The sequence below is a fragment of the Streptomyces gottesmaniae genome, assembly GCF_031845845.1.
GTDB lineage: Bacteria > Actinomycetota > Actinomycetes > Streptomycetales > Streptomycetaceae > Streptomyces > Streptomyces akebiae.
In genome coordinates this window covers 1-441 of sequence record NZ_JAVRFJ010000147.1, presented here as the reverse complement: position 1 = coordinate 441, position 441 = coordinate 1, and the positions used below count along the sequence as shown (strand labels likewise).

General features: G+C 49.9%; 2 protein-coding genes. Both read right to left on the bottom strand.

Annotated elements, in window-relative coordinates:
- Positions 1-104 (bottom strand): S-ribosylhomocysteine lyase (locus RM704_RS45780; RefSeq protein ID WP_498076457.1); only part of this gene is annotated, 104 nt, incomplete at its 3' end.
- Between the two features lie 21 nt (positions 105-125).
- Positions 126-441: DUF2251 domain-containing protein (locus RM704_RS45775; protein WP_498076456.1), on the bottom strand; the 316-nt coding region annotated here is incomplete at its 5' end.

Genomic DNA, 441 nt, shown 5'->3' with positions numbered 1-441 from the left:
ACAGTAATGGTGTCGCCTTTGGGCGTGGTCATGGTTTTCGCCACGCGTACGGCAGGGGCGTGCATACGGGTGTGATCGACTTTGAAACTGTCTAACAGGGGCATTTGGGTATCCTTTTGTGCGGGTTATGTAGGTTTTCGGGATAGGATTTTGTCCAGCAATTCATCGTCCAAGACGCGGTTTTCGACTTTTACCCATTCGCCGCCTGCTTCAGGGAAGCCGTTGCGGCAATATCCTGCCTGTTCGACAAAATCATAGACGGCATGGATGTAGTCGTTGATACACAATGCGGCTATGGTGCAGGCGCCATCCCATAAAATCAAGACATGATTGGGGATATGTTTGTCGGATACATCTTCGACATTGTAGATGTGCAAGGCATCCAAAATCCCCTCTTGCGAAGCGGCATAGAAGTAGCCCGTGTTGCCATCATCTTCAAAG